The sequence below is a fragment of the Bradyrhizobium sp. PRIMUS42 genome (assembly GCF_023006515.1).
Taxonomy (GTDB): domain Bacteria; phylum Pseudomonadota; class Alphaproteobacteria; order Rhizobiales; family Xanthobacteraceae; genus Bradyrhizobium.
In genome coordinates, this window is sequence record NZ_JALBGZ010000786.1 from 1 (window position 1) to 2,731 (window position 2,731).

Annotated in this window: 4 protein-coding genes; all 4 read right to left on the reverse strand. The window is 64.0% G+C overall.

Annotation, left to right across the window (positions count from 1 at the left end; genetic code table 11):
* Positions 1 to 878, reverse strand: an 878-nt coding sequence (locus tag MOV75_RS33585) for a HAMP domain-containing protein (protein WP_247007481.1), incomplete at its 3' end; no start/stop codon positions are given.
* Positions 879 to 1,121: 243 nt separating this feature from the next.
* Entirely contained in the window at positions 1,122 to 1,712 is a 591-nt protein-coding gene (pcaG, locus tag MOV75_RS33590) for a protocatechuate 3,4-dioxygenase subunit alpha (RefSeq protein WP_246930714.1), read from the reverse strand.
* Positions 1,713 to 2,414: a protocatechuate 3,4-dioxygenase subunit beta gene (gene pcaH / locus MOV75_RS33595; protein ID WP_246930716.1), complete on the reverse strand. Its 702-nt coding sequence runs from the start codon at positions 2,412 to 2,414 to the stop codon at positions 1,713 to 1,715. It abuts the gene before it with no gap.
* Positions 2,415 to 2,617: 203 nt separating this feature from the next.
* Positions 2,618 to 2,731 (reverse strand): hypothetical protein (locus tag MOV75_RS33600; protein WP_247007482.1); only part of this gene is annotated, 114 nt, incomplete at its 5' end.

The following is a 2,731-nucleotide window of genomic DNA, read 5'->3' on the forward strand; positions in this document are numbered from 1 at the left end:
CGCTCGACGGTCTCGGCCATCTGGTGCAGGGCGCCGCGCTTGGCCAGCGCGGCCTCTTGTTCCTGCCGCAACTGCTCCTCGCGCAGCCGGGAATTCTCGACCGCCGCCTGCTTGAACACCTGGAGCGCGCCCGCCATCGAGCCGACCTCGTCTTGTCGATGCGCGAAAGGAATATCGGCGGCGAGATCGCCGGTCGCGAGCTTCTGCATCGTATCAGTCATGCGCACGATCGGGCGCACCACGCCGAGGGCAACGCCGAGCAGGCCTGCGGCAATGAAGGCCAGGACGGCCGCGGAGACGCCGAGGAGGATGAAGAGCATCGAGCTGTCGCGGTCCGCGGCCAGCTTCTCCATCGCGGCATTCTGCTTGTTGGCGTTCTCGACGATGCTGTCGATCACGGCGCGATGCGCGGTGTAGGCGTCCTTGAGCTGCGCATAGGCGCGCTCGGAAGCGGCTGCGTCCTTGTCCTTGAGGGCCGGCAGGAGCTGGTCGGACGCCTTCCAGAACTTCTGCACCTCGGCATCGGATTTCGACACCAGCGCCGTCTTCAGGTCGGCCGCGAGGCTGGAGGTGACCCAGAACGCCTTGCGCTCGTCGTAATCCTTGCGCAGCTGGACCAGGCGTTCGCCGTGGGCGGCCAGCTGGTCCGGCTCGCGCATGGCCAGGGTCGCCTCGAGATAGGCCTCGATGACATATTCCGGTGGGGGCAGAATGTCCGCGATGAGATCGTTGCCGAGCTTGATGTCTGAGTACAGCGGACCGCCCACCTTGAGCTCGCGTAGCGCATAGAGGCTGGTGGACACGACCGCAGTAAAGCCGATGGCGAGAACGATGCCGAACGCGGCGATCGCGGAGGACAATGACAAACGAATTTTCATGAAAATAATCCAGGGCGCGCGCCAAAACCGCGTGAAGCCTAGATCAATATGGTAAATGCGGGATTGCCTCGCGGAGAAGTTGCAAAAAGAATGGCTCCGCAGAACTACGGGAATTGGACGTCAATCAGTCGGTTTTAGGTCAGAGGGACTGACGCACAGCGAGCCGAGCGACGAAAGCTACGCAGGCGCGATTGCGCGGGATGAGAACTGGCGCCGGCGAGCTGGCTCTCCGGCGCGCTTGTCTCACACGTCGAAGAACACCGTCTCGTTGTCGCCCTGCAGCCGCAGGTCGAGTCGGTATACGGCCTTACCCGCCTCGCGCACCGCGGTCAGCGTTGCACGCCGATCCGTGGGCACCAGCGCCAGCACGGGATCGGCGGCGTTGCCGGCCTCATCGCTGAAATAGATGCGGGTGTAGAGATGCCGCAGCATGCCGCGGCCGAACACCGCAAGCAGGATGTGCGGCGCCTGCGGCTTGCCGTCGGGGTCCGGCACCGCGCCCGGCTTGATGGTGTCGAACGCGTAATTGCCGTCCTTGTCGGTGCCGCAACGGGCAAAGCCGCGGAAGCTCGCATTCGGCAAAGCACGCTTGTCCTGCGGGTCGGCAAAGCGGCCTTGCGCGTCCGCCTGCCAGATCTCCAGCATGCAATCCGGAACGGCAACGCCGTCACCGTCGAACACCCGGCCTTCGATACGGATGCGGTCGCCCGTGACATCGGGCGTGAGCGTCGAGCTGGTGAACGCGTCGTTCCAGGCATACTCGCCATTCGGCGTCAGGCCATATTTGAAGAACGGACCGACGGTCTGCGATGGGGTGATCCCGTTGTCCTGCACTTAATGGTTCTCCATGGGGGTGGCATTCTTGCCGCGCAACACGACGTCAAAGCGGTAGCACAGCGCCCATTCGGGCTGGGTGTTCTCGAGGTCGAACGAAGAAACCATCCGCGCCCGCGCCTTCTCGTCCGGCACCGAGTTGAAGATCGGATCGAACGGGAACAGCGGGTCGTTCGGGAAGTACATCTGCGTCACGAGGCGCGTGACGAAGGAATGGCCGAACACCGACAGATGGATGTGCGCGGGACGCCAGGCGTTGTGGTGATTGCCCCAGGGATAGGCACCGGGCTTGATGCTGACGAAGCGGTAGTAGCCGGCGGCATCGCTCACCGTACGGCCGGCCCCCGTGAAATTCGGATCGAGCGGCGCCGGATGCTGGTCGCGAACATGAACGTAGCGGCCGCAGGAATTGGCCTGCCAGATCTCGACCAATGAGTTCGGCACACCGCGCCCGTCCTCGTCGCGGACATGGCCGTGCACGATGATGCGCTCGCCGAGCGGTTCGCCGGTGTGCTGGGTGGTGAGGTCGCTGTCGCCCTCGCGCACGGTCTCGTGGCCGTAAACCGGGCCGGTCAGCTCCGACAATGTATGGCGCATTGGGATCAGGGGCTTGTTCGGCGCGCGCTTGATCGAGCTCTTGTAGTCCGGCGACAGCGGCAGCGGGTGCGCCTTGTTGCTGTCAGTGGGATAGATGAATGTCATTGGCGAACTCCTCCCCGGCCATTGTGGTCCGGCCAGTCAACGCTTCCGCCAATCATTATAGGATATAACTAATTTGGGGAAGCAGGTTTCGGGCTTCCAAAGTTGTCATTCCGGGGCAGCCCGCAGGGCTGAACCCGGAATCTCGAGATCCCGGATTCCACTCTAGCGAGCGGCTCCGGGATGACCGGACGCTGTGCGTCCGGTCAGTTCAGCTTCTCGATCGCGACCGCGACGCCTTGGCCGACGCCGACGCACATGGTGGCGAGCGCGAGCTTGCCGCCGCGCTTCTCCATGCCGTGGACGGCGGTGAGCGCGAG

Coding starts and splice junctions, on each gene's coding strand:
- pcaH (WP_246930716.1), bottom strand. CDS start 2,414: ATGACATTCATCTATCCCACTGACAGCAACAAGGCGCACCCGCTGCCG.